The organism is Halomonas sp. B23F22_20, from assembly GCF_043496985.1.
GTDB lineage: Bacteria > Pseudomonadota > Gammaproteobacteria > Pseudomonadales > Halomonadaceae > Halomonas.
Genome location: NZ_JBIEKH010000021.1, coordinates 30,172 through 51,979, shown reverse-complemented (window position 1 = coordinate 51,979; position 21,808 = coordinate 30,172). Strand labels below are relative to the sequence as shown.

The window sequence follows — 21,808 nt, the reverse complement described above, 5'->3', positions numbered from 1 at the left end:
AGCCATGCGGGATTTCCTCAAGGCCCTGCCCAAGGCCGAACTGCACCTGCATATCGAGGGCACCCTGGAGCCCGAGCTGATGATGGCGCTGGCCGAACGCAACGGCGTGTGCCTGCCCTACGCCTCGGTGGAAGAGGTGCGCGCCGCCTACGACTTCAGCGACCTTCAGTCCTTTCTGGACCTCTACTTCCAGGGCATGAGTGTGCTGCGCACCGCCCAGGACTTCGAAGACCTGGCGATGGACTACTTCCACCGGGCCGCCGACGAGGGCGTGGTCCACGTGGAGCTGCACGTGGACCCCCAGGCGCATCTGGCACGCGGCGTCGAGCTGGCCACGGTGATGGAGGGGCTGGGGCGTGCCAGGCGGCGCGCCGAACGCGAGCTCGACCTGTCCACGGCGATGATCCTGGCGTTTCTGCGCGATAGGCCGGCCGAGGAAGCGCTGGACCTGCTCGAGCGGGCCGCACCCTACTGGGAGACGCTGGACGCAGTGGGGCTCGACAGCGCCGAGGTCGGCAATCCGCCGGCCAAGTTCGCCGAGGTGTTCCGCCGCGCCGGCGCCCTGGGCCTGGCACGGGTCGCTCACGCTGGCGAGGAAGGCCCGCCGGACTATATCCGCGAGGCGCTGGACGTGCTCGACGTCTGCCGCGTCGACCATGGCGTGCGTTGCCTGGAGGACCCGACTCTGGTCGCCCGGCTGCGCGACGAGGCGATGGTGCTGACCGTGTGCCCGCTCTCCAACCTGCGCCTCAGGGTGGTCGAACGGCTCGAGGACCATCCGCTGCCGGCGATGCTCGAGGCCGGCCTCAACCTGACCCTCAACTCCGACGATCCCGCCTACTTCGGCGGCGGCATGCTGGACAACTTCCTGGCCTGCCGGCGTGCCTTCGGCTGGTCACGAGAGGTGTTCCTGGGCTTGGCGAGTAACGCCATCGAAGCCGCCTTCATGAGCGAAGCGCGCCGCGCCGAGCTGCGCGAGCGGCTCGAGGCTTGTCGTTAGAGGCGAGCTCGTTGTCGGGAGACGCGGCAGTGTTTTCCTTGCCCTCGTCAGGGCAGGTCCCGAAGCGCTGGCGATATTGCCGAGGGGACTGTCCGAGCGATTGTCGAAAATGGTGGCGTAGGGTCACGGCGTTGGCGAACCCGCTCAGGGTCGCCACCTGCTCGATCGGGGCGTTCGATGCTTCGAGGAGCTGCTGGGCGAGCCGCACCCGCTGAAGGGTCAACCAGCGGTGAGGCGACATCCCCAGCGAGGCCTTGAACCTGCGGTCGAAGGTACGTCTAGACATCCTGGCATGCTCGGCCAGGGTGTTCACGTCCAGGTCATGCGCGAGATGCTCGATCGCCCAGTCGAGGGTGGCGGCGAAGGTGCCCGGCCGGGGCGCCACCGGGGTTTCGACGTACTGGGACTGGCCACCTGTGCGGTGGGCGGCCATGACCAGCCGGCGCGCGACCCGGTTGGCGACTGCGTGGCCGAAATGATCGCGTATCACCGCGATGCCCAAATCCAGCCCCGCCGAGCTTCCGGCCGAGCAGCCTATCCGATCCTGGTACACGTAGAGGACGTCTTCCACATAGGCGACGTCGGGGAACGTCGATGCGAAACGCTCGGCATAGCGCCAGTGGGTGGTGGCCTGACGTGCCTCCAGGAGGCCCGACCAGGCCAGGAAAAAGGCCCCTGAGCAGAAGCTGATCAGGGTGCCGCCACGCGCATGCAGGCGTCTCGCCTCCTGGACCAGCCGCTCGTCGGGGCGTACCTCCACCGGCCAGCTGGGCACCACCAGCATGTCGAAGCCTTCCAGATGCTCCACAGTGTCGACCTGCAGCCGGATATCGGCCGTTGCGGCCAGCATTCCCGCATCGAAACTGATCACTTGGGTCTGGTACCAGTCGTCGAATTCCGGTCTTGGCAGGGCAAACAGTTCCACGGCGCAGCCGAGTTCGAACAGGGCACTGCCGTCGTAGGCGAGGATCGCGACGCGGGGCATGGGAAGAGTCTCGCGGGGGATTGGCTGGATCTTATCGAAGTCTGTCTTTTCAGCCAATGGGCCCGGCGGCGTCGAGGGAGGAGACTGATGTCTCCATTCGCCGATCAAGAAGGAAACCACATGACATCCGCCGTATCGCGCCCCCAAGCGGCTGCAAGTCGCGAGGCACTGGCCCATTTCGAATCCCTCCTGCGCTTCGAGACCGACTGCTGGGATGTCCATCATGCTCTGACACAGGGCCGTCAGGATTTCGTGCTGCTCGATGTCCGCGGCGAAGCGGCATACGCAGAAGGGCATGTGCCGGGCGCCATCAACCTGCCGTACCCCCGCATCAACCTTGGTACGCTGTCCGACTATCCCATCGATGCGCTGTTCGTCGTCTACTGTGCCGGCCCGCACTGCAATGCCACCGAGAAGGCGGCCATCCGGCTGGCACGACTCGACAGGTCGGTGAAGAAGATGATCGGTGGTATCACCGGCTGGAGAGACGAGGGATTTATGCTGGAGGGTGGCGCGCCCGCGATGCCTGCAGCCGCTGAGGGTCGGTGACGGTAGCGCCCGATACAAAAAAGGGCGGCTCGTTCGAGCCGCCCAAGTGGGTACCACACCCAATGACGAAACAGTTTGGCTGTCAGGCCGCGCGTTGGTGCACCCGTCGGCCGTCGGCCCAGGTGGCGTAGACCGTGCGGTCGTCGCCCAGCATCATCAGCGCGAACAGCGTCTCGGCGAGTGACTGGCAGCGGGCGGTGCGCCGGGACAGCAGCGGCGTGGCGGCCGGGTCGAGGACCACGATGTCGGCCTCGCCGCCCTCGCGCAGACGACCGATGCGGTCGTCCAGGTGCAGGGCGCGGGCATTGCCCAGCGTCAGGCGATAGAAGCCCTGCCAGGCGGTGAGCGGCTGGCCGAGCAGCTGGCCGACCTGGTAGGCGGCCTTGAGGGTCGCCAGCCCCGAGAGATCGGTGCCGGCGCCAACGTCGCTGGCGATGCTGGTGGCGAGGCCCATCTCACGGCAGGCCTGGCGGTCGAACAGCCCGCTGCCGAGGAACAGGTTGGAGGTGGGGCAGAAGGCGATGCTGGCGCCGGCGTCGGCCAGCCGACGGCGCATGCCCTGGTCCAGGTGGATGCCGTGGGCGAAGGTGCTGCGTGGGCCCACCAGGCCGAAGTGCTCGTAGACGCCCAGGTAATCCTGACACTCGGGGAACAGCTCGGCGACCCAGGCGATCTCGCCCTCGTTCTCGGAGAGGTGAGTCTGCAGGTGCAGGTCCGGGGCATTGCGCAGTACCGCGCCGGTGGCCTCGAGCTGCTCGCGGCTCGAAGTCGGGGCGAAGCGTGGCGTCAGGCTGTATCCCAGCCGGTCCTTGCCGTGCCAGTCGCCGATCAGCCGCTCGCTGTCACGCAGCCCACCCAGGGTGTCGTCGACCAGGGCCTCCGGGGCGTGGCGGTCCATCAGTACCTTGCCGGCCAGCATGCGCAGACCGCGGGCCTTGGCGGCGGTGAAGAAGGCGTCCACCGAGCCGGGATGCGAGGTGCAGAACACCTGGGCGGTGGTGGTGCCGGCGCGCAGTGTCTCGTCGAGGAAGGCCTCGGCCACGGACTCGGCGTGGGCGCGCTGGGCGAAGCGGCACTCTTCCGGGAAGGTGTAGTCGTTCAGCCAGTCGAGCAGCTGTCGGCCGTAGGAAGCCATGATGTCGAGCTGGGCATAGTGCACGTGGCTGTCGATGAAGCCCGGCATCATCAGCTTGTCCGAGTAGTCCACTACCTCGATGTCGGAGGGCAGGTGGGGGGCCAGCTCGGTGAAGTCGGCGACGGCGCGGATATGGCCGTCGACCAGCCACACGGCGCCGTCTTCCAGGTGGCGCACGCTGCCCGGCGCCGGGGCGTCGTCCTCGCCCGGGTCGGCGTCGAAGCTCAGCAGCGGGCCGCGCAGCACGCGCATGGGGGTACGGGGGTCGTTCATGAATCTCTCCAATCGGCGCCGGTTCGGCCGACGCAACGCGATGTTGGCTTCAAGGTCATGGATGCCGTGCGCCGGGGACAAGTCGGAGCGAGGGTTTTTTGCCATGGATGGCAAAAGTAGCGCCCATGGATGGGTCTACAGCGCCTCGCGACGCCTTGTCGCCGAGACAGCTCGGCGTCCGGGCTCTCGATAACGATCGTCCTCAGCGGGCTGACGTGAAGGCCTCGCGCAGGCGCTCCGGGGCGATGCCGCGCCGGTCGGGCCGCGCGTCGGCGGGCTTGAGCGTCAGCAGTTCGGCGGCCACCGCCAGGGCGATCTCATAGGGCCGCTTGCCGTGGGCGCCGGGCACGCCGATCGGGCAGCGCACGCCGGCCAGGGCTGCTTCGTCGTGGCCGGCCTCGGTGAGGCGGCGGCGGAAGCTCGCCCACTTGCTGTCCGATCCGATCAGGCCGATCGAGGCGCAGTCGCCGCGGCGCAGCAGGGCGTCGACCAGGGCGCGATCCTCGGCGTGATCGTGGGTCATCACCAGGGCATGGCAGCCGGCCGGTAGCGAGGCCACGGCAGCGGCCGCCTCGCGGCCCTCGGCGCCCATCACGAAGCGCCGGTGATGCAGGCGCTCGCGGTCGGTGCCGCCGTCGGGAAAGGCATCCTCGCGGCTGTCGAACCACAGCACGCGCCAGGGTAGCGGGGCCAGTACCTCGACCAGCGCCTGGCCGACGTGGCCGGCACCGAACAGCGCCACGTCCATCTCGGCGCCGGCGAACAGCTCGATCAGCACGTGCACGTAGCCGCCGCAGCACTGGCCGGAACGCCCGCCCAGCGGGAAGGCCTCGAGCCGGGTGTCGGTGCGACCCGCGGCCAGCGCCTCGCGGGCCGCCTCGATGACCTGCAGCTCGAAGGTGCCGCCGCCCAGGGTGTCGTGGACGGCGTCCTCGGTGATCACCATCTTGGCGCCGGGCTCCCGCGGGGTGGAGCCGGCCACCCCCACCACGCTTGCCAGCGCGTGGGGGCGGGCCTGGCGCTGCAGGCGATCGAGCGCCGCGTGCCAGGCTTCAGGCCGGTGCATGGTCGGGCCTCGCGGGGAGCGTCGGCTCGGCCTGGCGCAGGGCCTCGGCGGCCATCATCACCCGTTCCGGCGTGGCCGGGGTGTCGAGCGCCGGGCTGACCCGGTAGTCGGCCAGGCTCGCCAGGGCGTCGCGCAGCGCCGACCACACCGAGATGGCCAGCATGAACGGCGGCTCGCCCACCGCCTTGGAGCGGTAGATGCTGGCCTGGGAGTTGGGATGGCCCTGCAGCAGCGAGACGTTGAAGGTCTCGGGCAGGTCGCCGAAGGCCGGGATCTTGTAGGTGGCCGGGCCGTCGGAGACCAGCCGGCCGGCGTCGTTCCACTTGAGCTCCTCGCTGGTCATCCAGCCCATGCCCTGGATGAAGCCGCCTTCGATCTGGCCGATGTCGATGGCCGGATTCAGGGACTCGCCGACGTCGTGGAGGATGTCGGCGCGGCTGACCCGGTACTCGCCGGACAGGGTGTCGACCTCCACCTCGGCCACGGCGGCGCCGTGGGCGTAGTAGTAGAAGGGGCGGCCGCGGCCGGTGGCGCGGTCGTAGTGGATCAGCGGGGTAGCGTAGAAGCCCTTCTCGGACAGCGACACCCGCGCCATGTAGGCCTCCTGGACCAGCTCGCCCCAGGGAATGCGCCGCTCGGCCTCGCCGATGCCGGCCACCAGGTGGCCGTCCTCCAGACGCATGGCCTCGCGGTCGAGCCCGCCGGCCTCTCGGTCGAAGTGGCTGGCGGCGAAGTCGAACAGCCGCTCGCGCAGCTTGCTGGCGGCGTCGCGGGCGGCCTGGCCGTTGAGGTCGGCGCCGCTGGAGGCGGCGGTGGGCGAGGTGTTGGGCACCTTGTCGGTGCGGGTGGCGCTGATGCGCACCCGTTCGAGGTCGAGGCCCAGCTCGCGGGCCACCACCTGGCAGACCTTGGTGTGCAGGCCCTGGCCCATCTCGGTGCCGCCGTGGTTGATCATCACGCTGCCGTCGGTATAGACGAGCAGCAGGGCCCCGGCTTGGTTGAGGTGCTGGACGGTGAAGGAGATGCCGAACTTGACCGGGGTCAGCGCCAGCCCCTTCTTGATGATCGGGCTCTTGGCGTTGAACGCGGCGATCTCGCGGCGGCGGTTCCAATAGTCGCTGCTGGCCTCGAGCTGGCCGATCAGGTCGTGGAGCAGACTGAGCTGCTCGACCCGCTGGCCGTAGTGGGTCACGTCTCGCGGCTTGCCGTCGGGATCCTTCGCGCGATAGAGGTTGCGCTTGCGGATGGTCAGCGGGTCTTCGCCGAGATGACGGGCGATGTCGTCCATGGCCCGCTCGATGATCATCATGCCCTGGGGGCCGCCGAAGCCGCGGAAGGCGGTGTTGGACGCGGTGTGGGTCTTGGCCCGCTGGCCGGTGACCCGGGCATCGCCCAGCGAGTAGGCGTTGTCGGAGTGGAACATGGCGCGGTCGACGATGGCGTCGGACAGGTCCGGCGAGTAGCCGCAGTCGCCGATCACGGTGATCTCGCCGCCGGCCAGCACGCCCTGGTCGTCGAAGCCCAGCCGATAGCGGTTATGGAAGGGGTGGCGCTTGCCGGTGGCCCGGGAATCCTCGGCGCGGGGCAGGCGAAGCTTGGCGGCCCGGCCGGTGCGCCGGGCAATCAGCGCGGCGATGCACGCCCAGGGCGAGGCCTGGGTCTCCTTGCCGCCGAAGCCGCCGCCCATGCGGCGCATCTCCATGGTCACCGCATGGAAGGGGATGTCGAGCACCTCGGCGACCAGCTTCTGGGTCTCGCTGGGGTGCTGGTTGGAGGTGTAGACCATCACCCCCTCGTCCTCGGTGGGCTGGACCAGGCAGGCCTGGCCCTCCAGGTAGAAGTGCTCCTGGCCGCCGACGAACTGCTCGCCCTCCAATACATGGGGCGCCTGCTCGAGGGCGCTTTGCCAATCGCCGCGCTCGTGGGTGTGGGTGGGGCGCACGAAGTCGCCGCGCTCGGCCGCGGCCACCGGATCCAGCGAGGCCGGCTGCTCGTCGATCTCGACCACAGCTTCCTTGACCGCCAGGCGGGCGGCCCGATGGGTCTCCGCGGCGACCGCGAACAGGCACTGGCCGACGTAGCTGATCTCGTCGCTGGCGAAGATCGGGTCGCCCGGGAACACCGGGCCGATGTCGGTATGGCCGGGCACGTCGGCCAGGGTGATGACGTCTACCACGCCCGGGGCGGACCTGACCTTGTCCAGGTCCAGGCGGGTCAGCCGACCGTGGGCCACCGGCGACAGGCCGAGGGCCACGTGCAGGGTGTCGGCCGGGCTCGGGATGTCGTCGATGTAGGCGGCGCGGCCGGTGACGTGCTTGACGGCGCTCTCGTGGGCGCGAGAGCTGCCGGCGCCGCCCCGGGGATCGACGGTCTCGCGGGCCAGGGGGGCGTCGCCCTGGTTGCGCCGGGAGGTGTCTTGGGCAATGTCAGTGAGCGTACGCATCGAGAGTCACCTTGGTCACGGAATCGCGGTTGTCGCTGTTGTTGTCGGCCTGGCCGCCCTCGGCGGCGATCATCAGGCGCAGGCGTTCGAGCAGGTTGCCGGCGGCGACGCGTCGGTAGTCGGCGCTGCCGCGTACGTCGGACATCGGCGCGAGTTCCTCGGCCAGCGCCGCACGAGCATCGGCAAAGGCCTCGGCGTCCGGAGCACGGCCCTCCAGGGCGGCCTCGGCAGCCGGGGCGCGGCGGGGAATCGCCGCCATGCCGCCGAAGGCCAGGTGGACGTCGCGCATCACGCCGTCCTCGAGACGCCAGGCGAAGGCGCCGAGCACCGCGGAGATATCGTCCTCGCGACGCTTGGACAGCTTCCACACCTTCAGGTTAGCGCCGTCGGCCGGACGTGGCAGGAGGATCGCGGCGATGAACTCATCCTCGGCCAGCGCCGTGCGCTTGTAGTCGAGGAAGAAGTCGGCCAGCGGCAGTTCGCGGCTGCCGCGGGGGCCGTCCAGGCGCACCCGGGCATCGATGGCCAGCAGCACCGGCGGGGTGTCGCCGATCGGCGAGGCGTTGGCGACGTTGCCGCCGAGCGTCGCCCGGTTGCGGATCTGCGAGGAGGCGAAGCGATGCATCAGGTGCTCGAAGGCTGGGTAAGGCCCGGCGAGCAGCGGCGTCAGCCGGGCCAGGGTCACGGCACCGCCGATCCACCAGCCCTCGTCGGTCTCCTCGATGGCGTTCAGCTCGGCGACCTGGCGCACGTCGATGATGTCGTCCAGTGCCTTGAGCTGCTGGGTCGTCTCCAGCCACAGGTCGGTGCCCCCGGCCACCAGTCGCGCGGTGGGACGCTTGGCCTTGAGGGCACGCAGGGCCTCGATGTCCTGGGGCGCAACATAGTGGCCCTGGGCGGCGGGTTCGCCGTTGCGCGGGCGGCGCAGCCAGGCGACGTTGCCGGCGAGTGCGGCGTCCTCGGACCAGGCCGGGTCGGCCGCGGGGTAGTCGTTCATGCTCAGGGCGGCGTCGCGGATCGGGCGGTAGCCGGTGCAGCGGCACAGGTTGCCGCCCAGCGCCGCTTCCAGGCGATCCTGGGTAAGCGGGGCGGGCTGTCGACGCTGGTTCTCGTAGAGGGTGAACAGCGACATCACGATACCCGGCGTACAGAAGCCGCACTGGCTGCCATGACAGTCGACCATCGCGGCCTGGGCCGGGTGGAGGCGCTCGCCGGAGGCCAGGCCTTCCACGGTGACCAGGTGGCAGCCGTCCAGCTGATGGGCCGGGGTGATGCAGGCGTTGGCGTTGTGGTAGATCAGCTCGCCGCCGGTGGCATCGGGCTCGCCGATGGCCACGGTGCAGGCACCGCAGTCACCGGAGGCGCAGCCTTCCTTGGTGCCGGTCTGGCCGAGCCGGGTGCGCAACAGCTCGAGGATGCTGGTTTCGGCGGACACGTCGCTGCAGCGCTGCCGCCTGCCGTTGAGGTAGAAGTCGATCATGGTCGGCTCCGTTTGTGGTTGTGTAGGCCGGTGGTCACGGGTTGAGTTAATTCTTGACCATATGGTCAGCTTTGGCAAGTTTCCACGACATTTTTTTCGCGCCTGGCTCTCGGAATTGCCTTGGTGCCGGCCTGTCAGGCAATCTCTTGCCCCAAGATCGTCTTCGGGAGCAACGAGGGCCCATGGCCAAGGTAGACAACAGCAGTGAACAGGAAGGGGGCGCCATCCGGCGGCGCAACGAGAGGGCCATCCTGGCAGCGGCGGAGCGGGTCTTCGCCCGCCACGGCTACCGTGGCGCCAGCGTGCAGGAGATCGCCGAGCAGGCGGGACTGCCCAAGTCGAATGTCCTCTACTACATGGGCAGCAAGCGCAAGCTCTACGTGCGCCTGCTGGAGCGGATGATGGAGCGCTGGAACGCCATGCTCGACGACATCTCGGCGGAGGACGATCCGGCCGAGGTGCTGTCGGCCTTCATTCGTTCGAAGATGCTGATGTCGCGGCGCCATCCCGAGGGCTCCCGGCTGTTCGCCAGCGAGATCCTCGGTGGCGCGCCCTTCCTCCAGGAGTACCTGAGCGGTGAACTGCGCGACTGGGTGCAGAGCCGCGCGGCGGTGTTCCGCGAATGGGCCGACCGCGGCCTGATGGACCCGGTCGACCCGGTGTGGCTGATCTTCCTGATCTGGTCCTCCACCCAGCACTATGCCGACTTCGAGGCCCAGGTGCTGGGCATTACCGGACGTGAAGCGCTCTCCGACGAGGACCTGGAGCGGATCACCGAGTTCCTGACCCAGGTGGTGATCAAGGGCTGCGGGGTGAAGCACCCCGCGGCCCGGACGCCGTCCGGTCAGGCCTCGCTCACTGAGCGGTGACCAGCATCAGCACCGAGAGTGCCGCGGACACCCACATGGCCGGCTTGATCTCCTCGATCCGGCCGGTGGCGACCTTGATCAGCACGAAGCTCATGAAGCCGAAGGCGATGCCCAGGGTGATCGAGTAGGTCAGCGGCATCAGGATGATCGCCAGGAAGGCCGGAAAGGCTTGGTCGAAGCGCTGCCAGTCGATCTTGGAAATCGGCGCCATCATGAACAGCCCGACCAGCACCAGCGCCGGCGCTGTGGCGATGCCGGGCACCAGCGACAGCAGCGGCGAGAGGAACAGGAACGGCAGGAACAGCAGCGCGATCACCACCGCCACCAGGCCGGTGCGGCCACCCTGGGCGACGCCGGCGCCGGACTCGATGAAGGTCTGGGCGGCGCTGGTGCCAAGCGGTGCGGCGATCATCGAGGCGAAGGCGTCCACGGTCATCGAGCGCTTGAGGTTGCGCGGGTTGCCGTCCTTGTCCTTCAGGTTCGCCGACTCCGACAGCGCCATGAAGCAGGACAGAGCGTCGAAGAAGTTGGTGAACAGCATCACGAAGATGAATGGCAGGTAGGCCACCTTGAGCGCGCCGAGGATGTCGACCTGCATCACGGCGCTGAAGTCCGGCCAGGCGGCCAGCCCGTTCCAGGCCACCATCACCTCGTCGCCCCACAGCCGGCCCATGGGCGCGGCCATCAGGGTAGTCAGGGCGATGCCCATGATCAGCGCGCCGTTGAAGCGCAGGATCACGAACACCGCCGTGGCCACCAGGCCGATGAAGAAGGTCGCCAGGTGGGCGTCCATGGCGCCAAGCGACACCAGGGTGGCGTCGCTGCCGACAATGAAGCCGGCGTTCTGCAGCCCGATGAAGGTGATGAACAGCCCGATGCCGCAGGTGATGGCATAGCGCAGCGAGGCGGGGATGGCCTCGATGATCGCGCGGCGCACGTTGAACATCGCGAGTACCGCGAACATCACCCCCGACCAGAAGACGCAGCCCAGCGCGACCTCCCAGCTCAGGCCCGCGCCGAGCACCAGGGTGTAGGTGAACAGCGCGTTCATGCCCATGCCCGGGGCGACCAGGATGGGGTTGCGCGCGTAGAGGCCCATGGCCAGGCTGCTCATGAAGCTGATCAGCACGGTGGCCGAGAGGGCGGCGGAGAAGGGGATGCCGGCGTCGGAGAGCACGGCGGGGTTGACCACGATGATGTACATCCCGGCCAGGAAGGTGGCGATGCCGGCGAGGATCTCGATCTTGAGCGTCGAGCCGCGACGGGTGACGCCGAACCAGCGGTCGAGGAGCGGCAGGCCCTCCTGCTGAGAGGTGTCCGCGCTAAGCTCCCCGTCGGGGCGGGTGGATGTCTGTTGCATGCCGATACCCTGTTGTTGTTGTGGGTGGTTGGATGAAAATGTCATTTCCTGACCTTTTGGTCAAGATGCCGAGAGCCAAGGCTAGTCACCGCGTCACGGCGGGGCAAGCGTTGGTCATGCATCGGCATTCAACGAAGTAGAGCGGCCCCGGAAGGCGCGCGAGGCGCGCCGTTTCGGGCCTCGGAAGCGAAGATGAGCATGAAGCAAAGCGTTGACGAGCCCTCCCTTGAAACCTTGCCGATCGAGCCGCGGCTGGCCGATATCCGCGCCGCTCTGGCGACCCACTCCCGTGCCCTGCTGGTGGCGGAGCCGGGGGCGGGCAAGACCACCCGGGTGCCACTGGCGCTGCTCGACACCGACTGGTGCCGCGGGCAGCGTCTGCTGTTGCTCGAGCCGCGTCGAGTGGCCGCGCGCTTGGCGGCCGGGCACATGGCCGAATCGCTCGGCGAGCCGGTGGGGCAGACGGTGGGCTACCGCATGCGCGGCGAGTCCCGCGTCGGCCCTGCAACGCGCCTCGAGGTGGTCACCCAGGGCGTGCTGACGCGCATGCTTCAGGACGACCCGCTGCTCGAGGGCGTGGCCGGCGTGATCTTCGACGAGTTCCACGAGCGCAGCCTGGAGGCCGATCTCGGCCTGGCGCTGACGCTCGACGCCCAGTCGGTGCGCGAGGACCTGCGCCTGCTGGTGATGTCGGCGACCCTGGACGTGGCCTCTCTCACCGCGGTGCTCGGCGAGGCCACGCCGGTGATCGAGTGCGAGGGGCGCCAGTTTCCGGTCGCGACCCGTCACCGGCCGCTCCCGTCCCGGGACGACCCGGTCCGCCATCAGGCGGCGGTGGTCGCCGAGGCCCTGGCGGCCGACGACGGCGATGTGCTGGTAATCCTGCCCGGGGTCGGCGAGATCCGACGCCTGGCGAGGGCAGTGGCCGAGCGGCTGTCCGAGGTAGCGATCCACGAGCTCCACGGCCGGCTGACGATGGAGGCCCAGCGTCGGGCGCTCGCCCCGGATGCGCAGGGGCGCCGACGGGTGGTGCTGGCCACCGCCATCGCCGAATCGAGCGTCACCGTGCCGGGCGTGCGCATCGTGATCGACGCCGGCCGGGAGCGGCTGCCGGTGTTCCAGCCGCGCACCGGGCTCACGCGCCTCGAGACCCGGCGGGTCAATCGCGCCAGTGCCGACCAGCGCCGCGGGCGCGCCGGCCGCCAGGCGCCGGGGGTCTGCTACCGGCTGTGGGCCGAGGAGCAGCCGCTCGCGCCGGACCGCGAGCCGGAGATTCGCCAGGCCGACCTGGCGCCGCTGGCCTTCGAACTGGCGCGCTGGGGCATCACCGAGCCGCAGTCGCTGAGCTGGATTACGCCCCCACCGTCGGGGGCGCTCGCCGCCGGGCGCGAGCTGTTGCGCGGCCTCGGCATGCTGGACGACGGCCATCGGCTGACGGCGCTGGGTCGCGCCTGCGCGCGTTGGCCAACCCACCCACGACTGGCGGCGATGCTGGAGCGTGCCGCCGAGCTCGATGCCCGGGGGCTGGCCTGCGGTCTTGCGGCGTTGCTCGAAGGGCGCGGTGCCGACGACGAGCGCGACCTGGCGGCGGCGCTCGAGAAGCGTTTCGCGAACCCCGGCGAGGATCGCGCCTGGCACCGCGACGCCAAGCGGCTGGCGGGCCTCATGGGCTGTCGACTGGCGGCACCGCGGCTGGACGCGCTCGGCGAACTGCTGGCGCTGGCCTGGCCCGAGCGCATCGCCCAGCGACTGGCGCCGGGGCGCTTTCGCCTGGCCGGCGGCGGTCAGGCCACGCTGCCCGAATCGCATCCGCTGGCCCACGCCGAGCTGCTGGTGGCGGTGGCTCTGGACGGCGAGGGCGGCGGCGGTCGAATCTTCCGTGCCGCGGCCCTCGACGAGGCGCGGCTGACCGCGCTGCATCCGGAGGCCGGCCAGTGGCGGGATCATCTCGAATGGTCCGACGAGCGTGGGCGGCTGGTCGGCGAGCGGCGGCGTGGCCTCGGGGCGGTGGTGCTCGAGCGTCGTCCCCTGCAGACGCTGCCGCCGGAGGCCGCCCAGCAGGCGCTGCTCGAGGCGGTGCGCCGCCGTGGCCTGCCGTTCGATGAAGCCACCGAGCATCTGCGTGCCCGGGTCGCGCTGCTGCGTCGCGAACTGGGCGACGCCTGGCCGGACTGGTCCGACGAAGTGTTGCTCGACACTCTGGACACCTGGCTCGGCCCCTACCTGGCAGGACTGACGCGCCTCGGCGAGGTCGAGGCGCTGCCGTTCTCGCGCATCCTGCGCGATGGCCTGGCCGGTGGCCTTTCGGCGCGGCTCGATGCGCTGGTACCGACCCACCTGACGGTGCCCAGCGGCTCGCGAATCGCGCTGGACTATCGCCGCGAGACGCCGGTGCTCGCGGTCAAGCTGCAGGAGGTGTTCGGCTGGCGCGAGGCGCCGCGGCTGGTCGACGGCCGGGTCGCGCCGCTGCTGCACTTGCTGTCCCCGGCGCGGCGCCCGCTGCAGGTCACCGCGGACCTGGCGAGCTTCTGGGCCAACGGCTACCCCGAGGTGCGCAAGGACATGCGTGGTCGCTACCCCAAGCATCCCTGGCCGGAGGATCCGTGGTCGGCCCAAGCCACGGCGCGCACCAAGCGGCGAAACGCCTGAGCGCGTTTCGCTAAAGACGCTTTCAAGAGGGATACGAGACCCCGATGACGATTCCGAACGACTGCCCCTGCGGTAGCGGCCTGGCGCTTTCCGCCTGCTGCGGCCGCTACCACGACGGCGAACCGGCCCCGACCCCGGAGGCGCTGATGCGCTCGCGCTACAGCGCCTTTGCCCTAGGCCTGACCGACTATCTGCTGGAAAGCTGGGCGCCCGAGACCCGCCCGGATGCGCTGCCGCCCGGCGACCCGACCCAGTGGGTACGCCTGGAGATCCTCGACCACGGCGAGTCGGGTGATGAGGGTACCGTGCACTTTCGCGCCACCTTTCGCGAGGGGCGCCGCTGGGGGATGCTGGAGGAGCGCTCGCGCTTTCGCCGCGAGGCGGGGCGCTGGGTCTATGTGGACGGCGAGCCCTCGGTGACGCGCCTCAAGCCGGGGCGCAACGAGCCCTGCCCGTGCGGTAGCGGGAAGAAGGGCAAGGCCTGCTGCATACGCTAGGCCGTGTCTGAAAAGTGTCTGCGCTCGGCTATACGGCGTTAAAAATCAGCTCATAGTCCTCATTTACACCATGTAAACTCCGGCTTCTCGCTGATTTTTGCCTTGTCTAGCCTTCGCTCGCCGACTTTTAGAGGCCTAGACATTGCCGAGACCTTCTCCTGACAGCAAGAGTCCCCGCCGGTACACCGGCGGGGACTCTTGCGTGGTGACGCGACTGGCTGGCTTACAGCGTCATGGCGGCGAGCCAGCCGAAGGCGATCAATGGGATGTTGTAGTGCAGGAAGGTGGGCACCACGCTGTCCCAGATATGGTCGTGCTGGCCGTCGGCGTTGAGGCCGGCGGTGGGGCCGAGGGTCGAGTCCGAGGCCGGGGACCCGGCGTCGCCCAGGGCGGCGGCGGTGCCGACCAGGGCGATGGTGGCCATCGGCGAGAAGCCGAAGCCGATGGCCAGCGGCACGTAGATCGAGGCGATGATCGGGATGGTCGAGAACGACGAACCGATGCCCATGGTGATGAACAGGCCGACCAGCAGCATGACCAGTGCGGCCAGCCCCTTGTTGTCGCCGATCAGCTCGGTGGAGCTCGAGACCAGGGTCTCCACCTGGCCGCTCGCCTGCATGACGCTGGCGAAGCCGGCTGCGGCGATCATGATGAAGCCGACCAGCGCCATCATGCGCATGCCCTCGGTGAAGATGTCGTCCTGCTCGTGCCAGTGGAAGACGCCGCTCACTGACAGCAGCGCGAAGCCGAACAGCCCGCCGAGCACCATGGAGCCGCTCATCAGCTGCACCGTCACGGTGCCGACCAAGGACAGGCCCAGCACCGCGATCTGCCAGGGCTTGAGATGGCCGGCGGCCTCGGCGGGCGTCTCGTCGCCGTGGGCCAGGTCGCGGTCCTCGTAGTCGCGTCGGCGACGATAGCTGAGCAGAATCGCCACCACCAGGCCGATCGCCATGCCACCGATTGGCACGATCATCGCCGTGGGCACCATGGCGGCGGTGACGTCCAGGCCGTTGTCGTTGAGGTTGGTCAGCAGGATGTCGTGGAGGAAGATCGAGCCGAAGCCCACCGGTAGCAGCATGTAGGGCGCGGTGATGCCGAAGGTGATCACGCAGGCCACGGCGCGGCGGTCGAGCTTGAGGTGGTTCATCAGCTTGAGCAGCGGCGGCACCAGCACCGGGATGAAGGCGATGTGCACCGGGATCAGGTTCTGGGAGCTGATCGCGAAGGCCAGCAGCACGCCGAGCAGGGTGAAGACGATGGTGCGGCGGTGGGGGATGCCCTCGTCCAGGTGCAGCCCTGCGATGGCCTTCTGGGACAGCAGCTGGGTGATGCCGGAGCGCGACAGCGCCACGGCGAAGGCGCCGAGCACGGCGTAGGAGATGGCCACGGTAGCGCCGTTGCCCAGGCCGTCGTTGAAGGCGTCCATGATCTCGCCGATCGGCATCCCGGCGTAGAGGCCGCCGACCAGGGTGGCGGCGATCAGCGCGAAGACCACGGACACCCGCATCAGGCTCAGGGTGACCATGACCAGGATGGCAAGCACGATGGCGTTCATGAGGTTTCCTTGCGGGAGTGTCGAGGGTATGGGCGGAGAACGAAGCGCCCATTGTAGTCATCTGATCCCTCGACGCCAGGAAACCGGGGCCGCCGGCTCGTCGCGAGCCGGCGGCGGGGCTTACAGCGTCATGGCGGCGAGCCAGCCGAAGGCGATCAGCGGGATGTTGTAGTGCAGGAAGGTGGGCACCACGCTGTCCCAGATGTGGTCGTGCTGGCCGTCGGCGTTGAGGCCGGCGGTGGGGCCGAGGGTCGAGTCCGAGGCCGGGGAGCCGGCGTCGCCCAGGGCGGCGGCGGTGCCGACCAGCGCTACGGTGGCCATCGGCGAGAAGCCGAAGTTGATGGCCAGCGGCACATAGAGCGAGGCGATGATCGGGATGGTCGAGAACGACGAGCCGATGCCCATGGTGATGAACAGGCCGACCAGCAGCATGATAAGTGCGGCCAGGCCCTTGTTGTCGCCGATCAGCTCGGTAGAGGTGGTGACCAGGGTCTCGACCTGGCCGCTTTCCTGCATGACGCTGGCGAAGCCCGACGCCGAGATCATGATGAAGCCGACCAGCGCCATCATGCGCATGCCTTCGGTGAAGATGCCGTCCTGCTCGTGCCAGCGAAACACGCCGCTGACCGAGAGCACGGCAAAGCCGAAGATGCCGCCCAGCACCATGGAGCCGGTCACCAGCTGGGTGGCGACGGTGCCGCCCAGGGCGATGGCCAGCACGCCGAGCTGCCAGGGCTTGAGGTGGCTAGCGGCCTGGGCCTGGCTCTCGTCGCTGTGGGCCAGGTCGAGATCCCGATACTCGCGCTTGCCGCGGTAGCTGAACAGCACCGCGGTGGCCAGTCCCAGCGCCATGCCGCCGATCGGCACGATCATCGCCGTGGGCACCATGCCCGGCGTCACCGACAGGCCCAGCGAGGCGCCGGCCTCGTTGAGGTTGGCCAGCAGGATATCGTGGAGGAAGATCGAGCCGAAGCCCACTGGCAGCAGCATGTAGGGCGCGGTGATGCCGAAGGTGATCACGCAGGCCACGGCGCGGCGGTCGAGCTTCAAGTGGTTCATCAGCTTGAGCAGCGGCGGCACCAGCACCGGGATGAAGGCGATGTGCACCGGGATCAGGTTCTGGGAGCTGATCGAGAAGGCCAGCAGCGCGCCGAGCAGGGTGAGGGCGATCGTCTTGCGGTGAGGGATGCCCTCGTCGAGCTTGAGCCGATCGATGGCCCGGACGGAGAGCAGCTCGGTGATCCCGGAGCGCGACAGCGCCACGGCGAAGGCGCCGAGCACGGCGTAGGAGATGGCCACCGTGGCGCCGTTGCCGAGGCCGTCGTTGAAGGCGCTCATGATCTCGCCGATCGGCATGCCGGCGTAGAGGCCGCCGACCAGGGAGGCGGCGATCAGGGCGAAGACCACGGAAACGCGGGCGAGACTGAGCACGACCATCACCAGGATGGCCAGGACGACTGCATTCATGGAAGGTCCTTGTGGAGCGGATTGTTGTTGGAGGAGCGAGCCGCCCGCCTTCCCGCCGTGGTCGGGAGGGCGAGCGGTCGAGGGCCAGCTTAGTGGCTGGGCAGCAATTCGGCGGGCACCAGGTGGCTCAGGGTGCGTGCCGCCAAAAGCTCCCCGGCAGCCTCGATGTCAGGGCCGAAGAAGCGATCCTTGTCGTAGTAGGCAACGCGCTCGCGCAGGGCGTGACGGGCCTCTTCCAGCGGGGCGGTAGTCGCCAGGCCATTGCGGAAGTCGAGCCCCTGGCAGGCGGCCAGCCATTCGATGGCCAGGATGCCGCGCACGTTGTCGGCCATCTCCCACAGGCGCTTGCCGGCGGCCGGTGCCATGGAGACGTGGTCTTCCTGGTTGGCCGAGGTGGGCAGGCTGTCGACGCTGTGCGGATGGGCCAGGGCCTTGTTCTCGCTGGCCAGGGCGGCGGCCGTTACTTGCGCGATCATGAAGCCCGAGTTGACCCCACCGTTCTCGACCAGGAAGGGCGGCAGCTGGGACATGTGCTTGTCCATCATCAGCGACACGCGGCGCTCGGTGAGCGAGCCGATCTCGGCGATGGCCAGCGCCAGGTTGTCGGCCGCCATGGCCACCGGCTCGGCGTGGAAGTTGCCGCCGGAGATGATGTCGCCCTGTTCGGCGAACACCAGCGGATTGTCGGAGACGGCATTGACCTCGATGGCCAACACTTCGGCGGCCTGGCGGATCTGGGTCAGGGCGGCGCCCATCACCTGGGGCTGGCAGCGCAGCGAGTAGGGGTCCTGGACCTTGCCGCAGTCGGCATGGGAGTCGCTGAGCTCGCTGCGGCTGCCCAGCAGGTGACGGTAGCCTGCGGCGGCATCGATCTGGCCGCGCTGGCCGCGAACCTCGTGGATGCGGGCATCGAACGGCGAGCGGGAACTCAGGGTCGCTTCCACGGTGAGCGAGCCGCATACCGTAGCCGCCGCGAACAGGTCCTCGGCCTCGAACAGGCCCTTGAGGGCGTAGGCGGTGGACACCTGGGTGCCGTTGAGCAGGGCGAGGCCCTCCTTGGGCGCCAGGGCCAGCGGCTCGAGGCCGGCCTTGGCCAGGGCCTCCCGGGCCGGCAGCCAGTCGCCGTTATGGCGGGCTTTGCCCTCGCCGAGCAGCACCACGCTCATATGGGCCAAGGGAGCGAGATCCCCTGAAGCCCCGACGGAGCCCTTGAGCGGGATATGGGGATAGACCTCGGCGTTGATCAGCGCCACCAGGGCGTCCAGCACCTCGCGGCGGATGCCGGAGAAGCCGCGGGCCAGGCTGTTGACCTTGAGCACCATGATCAGCCGCACCAGGTCGTCGCTCATGGCCTCGCCGACGCCGGTGGCGTGCGACAGCACCAGCGAGCGCTGCAGGTCCTCGAGCTGGTCCTTCTCGATGCGGGTCTGGGCCAGCAGGCCGAAGCCGGTGTTGATGCCGTAGACGGTGCGGTCTTCGGCGATCACGCGATTGACGCAGTCGACGGCGCGGCCGATGTCGGCGTCGGCGCTGGCGGGCAGATCGACGGTCACGGGGGCCTGAAAGACCTGGCGCGCCTGGGCCAGGGTCATCTTGCCGGGTTGGATCTCGAGATGGTTCATCTGGCATTACCTTGGATAGTCATGTTCGGGGGTTAGGTGGGAAGCGCTGATTCATGTCGCGAGCGACGACAGGCTGGTTACCGCCGGAACGGAAAAGCCGGAGTTTACACGGCAGTAAATGAGGACTTTGAGTACCGCCGGGGACCAGCCTGTCGAGCGCAGCAATGAATCGGTGTTTCCCCTAGACCATCGGCAGGTCCAGGCCGTTCTCCGCGGCACAGCGCTTGGCGATGTCGTAGCCGGCATCGGCGTGGCGCATCACGCCGGTGCCCGGGTCGTTGCGCAGCACCCGGCCGAGGCGGGCGTGGGCGTCATCGCTGCCGTCGGCGACGATCACCACCCCGGCATGCTGCGAGTAGCCCATGCCCACGCCGCCACCGTGGTGCAGCGACACCCAGGTGGCGCCGCCGGCGGTGTTGAGCAGGGCGTTGAGCAGCGGCCAGTCGGAGACGGCGTCGGAGCCGTCCTGCATGGCTTCGGTCTCGCGGTTGGGGCTGGCCACCGAGCCGGAGTCCAGGTGGTCGCGGCCGATCACCACCGGCGCCTTGAGCTCGCCGTTGGCGACCATCTCGTTGAAGGCCTGGCCGAGCCGCGCGCGGTCCTTGAGGCCGACCCAGCAGATGCGCGCCGGCAGGCCCTGGAAGCTGATGCGCTCGCGGGCCATGTCGAGCCAGTTGTGCAGGTGCGGGTCGTCCGGGATCAGTTCCTTGACCTTCTGGTCGGTCTTGTAGATGTCCTCGGGGTCGCCGGACAGCGCCGCCCAGCGGAACGGGCCGATGCCCTGGCAGAACAGCGGGCGGATATAGGCCGGCACGAAGCCGGGGAAGTCGAAGGCGTTCTCGACCCCTTCTTCGCGTGCCATCTGGCGGATGTTGTTGCCGTAGTCGAAGGTCGGCACGCCCATGGCCTGGAAGTCGAGCATGGCCTGCACGTGCACCGCCATGGAGCGCTTGGCGGCCTTGACGGTGGCCTCGGGCTCGGCCTTGCCGCGTTCGACGTATTCGTCCCAGGTCCAGCCGGCCGGCAGGTAGCCGTGCAGCGGGTCGTGAGCGCTGGTCTGGTCGGTGACCATGTCCGGTTTCACCCCGCGCTTGACCAGTTCGGGCAGCACGTCGGCGGCGTTGGCGCACAGGCCGATGGAGATCGCCTTGCCCTCGGCGGTGTAGCGTTCAATGCGGGCCAGGGCGTCGTCCAGGTCGTCGGCCTGCTCGTCCAGGTAGCGGGTGCGCAGGCGGAAGTCGAGGCTAGACTGCTGGCACTCGATGTTCAGCGAGCAGGCCCCGGCCAGCGTGGCGGCCAGCGGCTGGGCGCCGCCCATGCCGCCGAGGCCGGCGGTGAGGATCCAGCGGCCGGCGAGCTCGCCGTCGTAGTGCTGGCGCCCGGCCTCGACGAAGGTCTCGTAGGTGCCCTGGACGATGCCCTGGGAACCGATGTAGATCCACGAGCCGGCGGTCATCTGGCCGTACATCATCAGGCCCTTGCGATCCAGCTCGTTGAAGTGCTCCCAGTTGGCCCAGGCCGGCACCAGGTTGGAGTTGGCGATCAGCACGCGGGGCGCGTCCTTGTGGGTCTCGAACACGCCCACCGGCTTGCCGGACTGGATCAGCAGCGACTGGGTGTTCTCCAGGCGCTGGAGGGTCTCGACGATCTTGTCGTAGCACGCCCAGTCGCGGGCGGCGCGGCCGATGCCGCCGTAGACCACCAGGTCCTCGGGGCGCTCGGCGACGTCCGGGTGCAGGTTGTTCATCAGCATGCGCAGCGGCGCTTCGGTGAGCCAGCTCTTGCAGGACAGCTCGGTCCCGGTGGGGGCGGCAATCTGGCGGCTCGGGTCGTGACGCTTGTCGGTATCGGACATGCTCGGATTCCTCTGGGTCTCGCGGTAAGGAGGCTGACGGCCGGGTGGCGATTCAGCCGTTCAGGGTCAGTAGATGGACGAGCCGGGCCGCCGCCTTGGCGGTGCGGGCGTCCAGATCGAAATCGGGGTTCAGCTCGGCCAGGTCGGCCAAGCGCAGCTTGCCGCTGTCGCGGATCGCCTCGAGCAATGGCTCGAGCAGGGCCAGCGACACGCCGCGAGCGGCGGGGGCGCTGACGCCCGGGGCCTCGGCGGCGGGCAGCACGTCCAGGTCGATGGTCAGGTAGACGTGATCGCAGTGGGCGATGAAGCGCGCCAGGTCGCGCTGGAGGGCGTCGAGCCGGCGGGCATCGAACTCGCGATCCTCGCGAACCAGCACGTCGAGCGACTCGGCGCGGGCGAACAGCGCACGGGTGTTGGCGGCGCGGCTGACACCCAGGCAGGCGTAGCGGAAGGGCCAGCCCCGTTGCTGGCACTGCCCGGCGATCTGGGCGAAGGGCGTGCCGGAAGAGCGCACATGGGCCGGGTCGCGCAGGTCGAAGTGGGCATCGAAGTTGATGATGCCGATCCGTGGCCTGGCCTCTCGCGCCTCGAGGTGGCGGGCCAGGCCCGACCAGCTGGCGTAGGCCACCTCGTGGCCGCCGCCGAGCACGATGGGCAGGTGGCCGGCCTCGAGCAGCGGGGCCAGGCGTGCGGCCAGGGCGTCCTGGGCGGCCTCGAGGGCGTCGCCCTCGCAGATCACGTCGCCGGCGTCATGGGCCGGTCCTCGGCGGTGCCAGGCCAGCGGCGCCAAGGCGCGGCGAATGGCGGTGGGCCCGGCGGCGGCGCCAATGCGCCCCTGGTTGCGGGCCACTCCTGCGTCGCTGGCGAAGCCGACCAGCACGGTGCCGGGGGCGGCGTTGGCATCGAGTGGACGCACGCGCTGGTGCCAGCGCTCGCTGTCGGGCTCCGGGTCGGTGCGGCCCTGCCAGACACGCATGTCGATCTCCACGGGCTTGGCGGT

The 21,808-nt window shown here is 69.2% G+C and carries 16 protein-coding genes; 5 read left to right on the top strand and 11 right to left on the bottom strand.

Going from position 1 to position 21,808, the window contains the following annotated elements; all coding sequences use genetic code 11:
- Nucleotides 1–4 precede the first annotated feature (4 nt).
- A complete protein-coding gene (locus ACGTN6_RS16585; protein ID WP_394593682.1) occupies nt 5–1,000 on the top strand; it encodes an adenosine deaminase in 996 nt (331 codons plus the stop codon).
- Here the strand turns inward: ACGTN6_RS16585 and ACGTN6_RS16580 are convergent.
- A complete protein-coding gene (locus tag ACGTN6_RS16580; RefSeq protein ID WP_394593680.1) occupies nt 945–1,985 on the bottom strand; it encodes a helix-turn-helix domain-containing protein in 1,041 nt (346 codons plus the stop codon). The genes ACGTN6_RS16585 and ACGTN6_RS16580 overlap by 56 nt on opposite strands.
- Before the next feature lie 87 nt (nt 1,986–2,072).
- On the opposite strand from ACGTN6_RS16580, the gene ACGTN6_RS16575 reads away from it, so the two are divergent.
- Nucleotides 2,073–2,534, top strand: coding sequence for a rhodanese-like domain-containing protein (locus ACGTN6_RS16575; protein WP_394593678.1), 462 nt, complete (start codon nt 2,073–2,075; stop codon nt 2,532–2,534).
- A gap of 82 nt (nt 2,535–2,616) precedes the next feature.
- Here ACGTN6_RS16575 and guaD read toward each other — a convergent pair whose 3' ends face one another.
- The 4 genes from guaD to xdhA form a co-directional block, all read right to left on the bottom strand.
- The gene (guaD, locus tag ACGTN6_RS16570; protein WP_394593676.1) at nt 2,617–3,942 is read right to left on the bottom strand and encodes a guanine deaminase; all 1,326 of its coding nucleotides are present in this window, start codon (nt 3,940–3,942) and stop codon (nt 2,617–2,619) included.
- A gap of 202 nt (nt 3,943–4,144) precedes the next feature.
- Nucleotides 4,145–5,008 carry a xanthine dehydrogenase accessory protein XdhC gene (gene xdhC / locus ACGTN6_RS16565; protein ID WP_394593674.1) on the bottom strand — a complete coding sequence of 288 codons (864 nt, stop codon included), beginning with the start codon at nt 5,006–5,008 and terminating at the stop codon, nt 4,145–4,147.
- Nucleotides 4,995–7,451: a xanthine dehydrogenase molybdopterin binding subunit gene (gene xdhB / locus ACGTN6_RS16560; protein ID WP_394593672.1), complete on the bottom strand. Its 2,457-nt coding sequence runs from the start codon at nt 7,449–7,451 to the stop codon at nt 4,995–4,997. Before xdhB ends, xdhC begins: the two co-directional genes overlap by 14 nt.
- Complete coding sequence (xdhA, locus tag ACGTN6_RS16555; RefSeq protein WP_394593670.1) at nt 7,435–8,931, bottom strand: xanthine dehydrogenase small subunit; 1,497 nt, start codon at nt 8,929–8,931, stop codon at nt 7,435–7,437. The genes xdhB and xdhA overlap by 17 nt, the downstream gene beginning before the upstream one ends.
- A gap of 182 nt (nt 8,932–9,113) precedes the next feature.
- Between xdhA and ACGTN6_RS16550 the strand changes: the two genes are divergently transcribed.
- Nucleotides 9,114–9,800, top strand: a complete 687-nt coding sequence (locus tag ACGTN6_RS16550; RefSeq protein ID WP_394593668.1) for a TetR/AcrR family transcriptional regulator — start codon at nt 9,114–9,116, stop codon at nt 9,798–9,800.
- Here the strand turns inward: ACGTN6_RS16550 and ACGTN6_RS16545 are convergent.
- Nucleotides 9,787–11,160: an NCS2 family permease gene (locus ACGTN6_RS16545; RefSeq protein WP_394593666.1), complete on the bottom strand. Its 1,374-nt coding sequence runs from the start codon at nt 11,158–11,160 to the stop codon at nt 9,787–9,789. The two genes, ACGTN6_RS16550 and ACGTN6_RS16545, sit on opposite strands and share 14 nt — an antisense overlap.
- 192 nt (nt 11,161–11,352) lie before the next feature.
- Between ACGTN6_RS16545 and hrpB the strand changes: the two genes are divergently transcribed.
- Both hrpB and ACGTN6_RS16535 read left to right on the top strand, forming a co-directional pair.
- Complete coding sequence (gene hrpB, locus ACGTN6_RS16540; RefSeq protein WP_394593664.1) at nt 11,353–13,809, top strand: ATP-dependent helicase HrpB; 2,457 nt, start codon at nt 11,353–11,355, stop codon at nt 13,807–13,809.
- A 44-nt stretch (nt 13,810–13,853) separates the two neighbouring features.
- Nucleotides 13,854–14,306, top strand: coding sequence for a YchJ family protein (locus ACGTN6_RS16535; protein ID WP_394593662.1), 453 nt, complete (start codon nt 13,854–13,856; stop codon nt 14,304–14,306).
- Nucleotides 14,307–14,529: 223 nt separating this feature from the next.
- Here ACGTN6_RS16535 and ACGTN6_RS16530 read toward each other — a convergent pair whose 3' ends face one another.
- From ACGTN6_RS16530 to hutG, 5 genes are all read right to left on the bottom strand, one after another.
- Complete coding sequence (locus ACGTN6_RS16530; protein WP_394593660.1) at nt 14,530–15,864, bottom strand: Na+/H+ antiporter family protein; 1,335 nt, start codon at nt 15,862–15,864, stop codon at nt 14,530–14,532.
- 120 nt (nt 15,865–15,984) lie between these two features.
- Nucleotides 15,985–17,331 (bottom strand): Na+/H+ antiporter family protein, encoded by a 1,347-nt coding sequence (locus ACGTN6_RS16525; protein ID WP_394593658.1) that lies wholly within the window; start codon nt 17,329–17,331, stop codon nt 15,985–15,987.
- 89 nt (nt 17,332–17,420) lie between these two features.
- Nucleotides 17,421–18,953, bottom strand: a complete 1,533-nt coding sequence (gene hutH / locus ACGTN6_RS16520) for a histidine ammonia-lyase (RefSeq protein ID WP_394593656.1) — start codon at nt 18,951–18,953, stop codon at nt 17,421–17,423.
- Nucleotides 18,954–19,134: 181 nt separating this feature from the next.
- Nucleotides 19,135–20,808: a urocanate hydratase gene (gene hutU / locus ACGTN6_RS16515; protein ID WP_394593654.1), complete on the bottom strand. Its 1,674-nt coding sequence runs from the start codon at nt 20,806–20,808 to the stop codon at nt 19,135–19,137.
- 52 nt (nt 20,809–20,860) lie between these two features.
- A complete protein-coding gene (hutG, locus tag ACGTN6_RS16510; RefSeq protein WP_394593718.1) occupies nt 20,861–21,784 on the bottom strand; it encodes a formimidoylglutamase in 924 nt (307 codons plus the stop codon).
- Nucleotides 21,785–21,808: the final 24 nt, after the last annotated feature.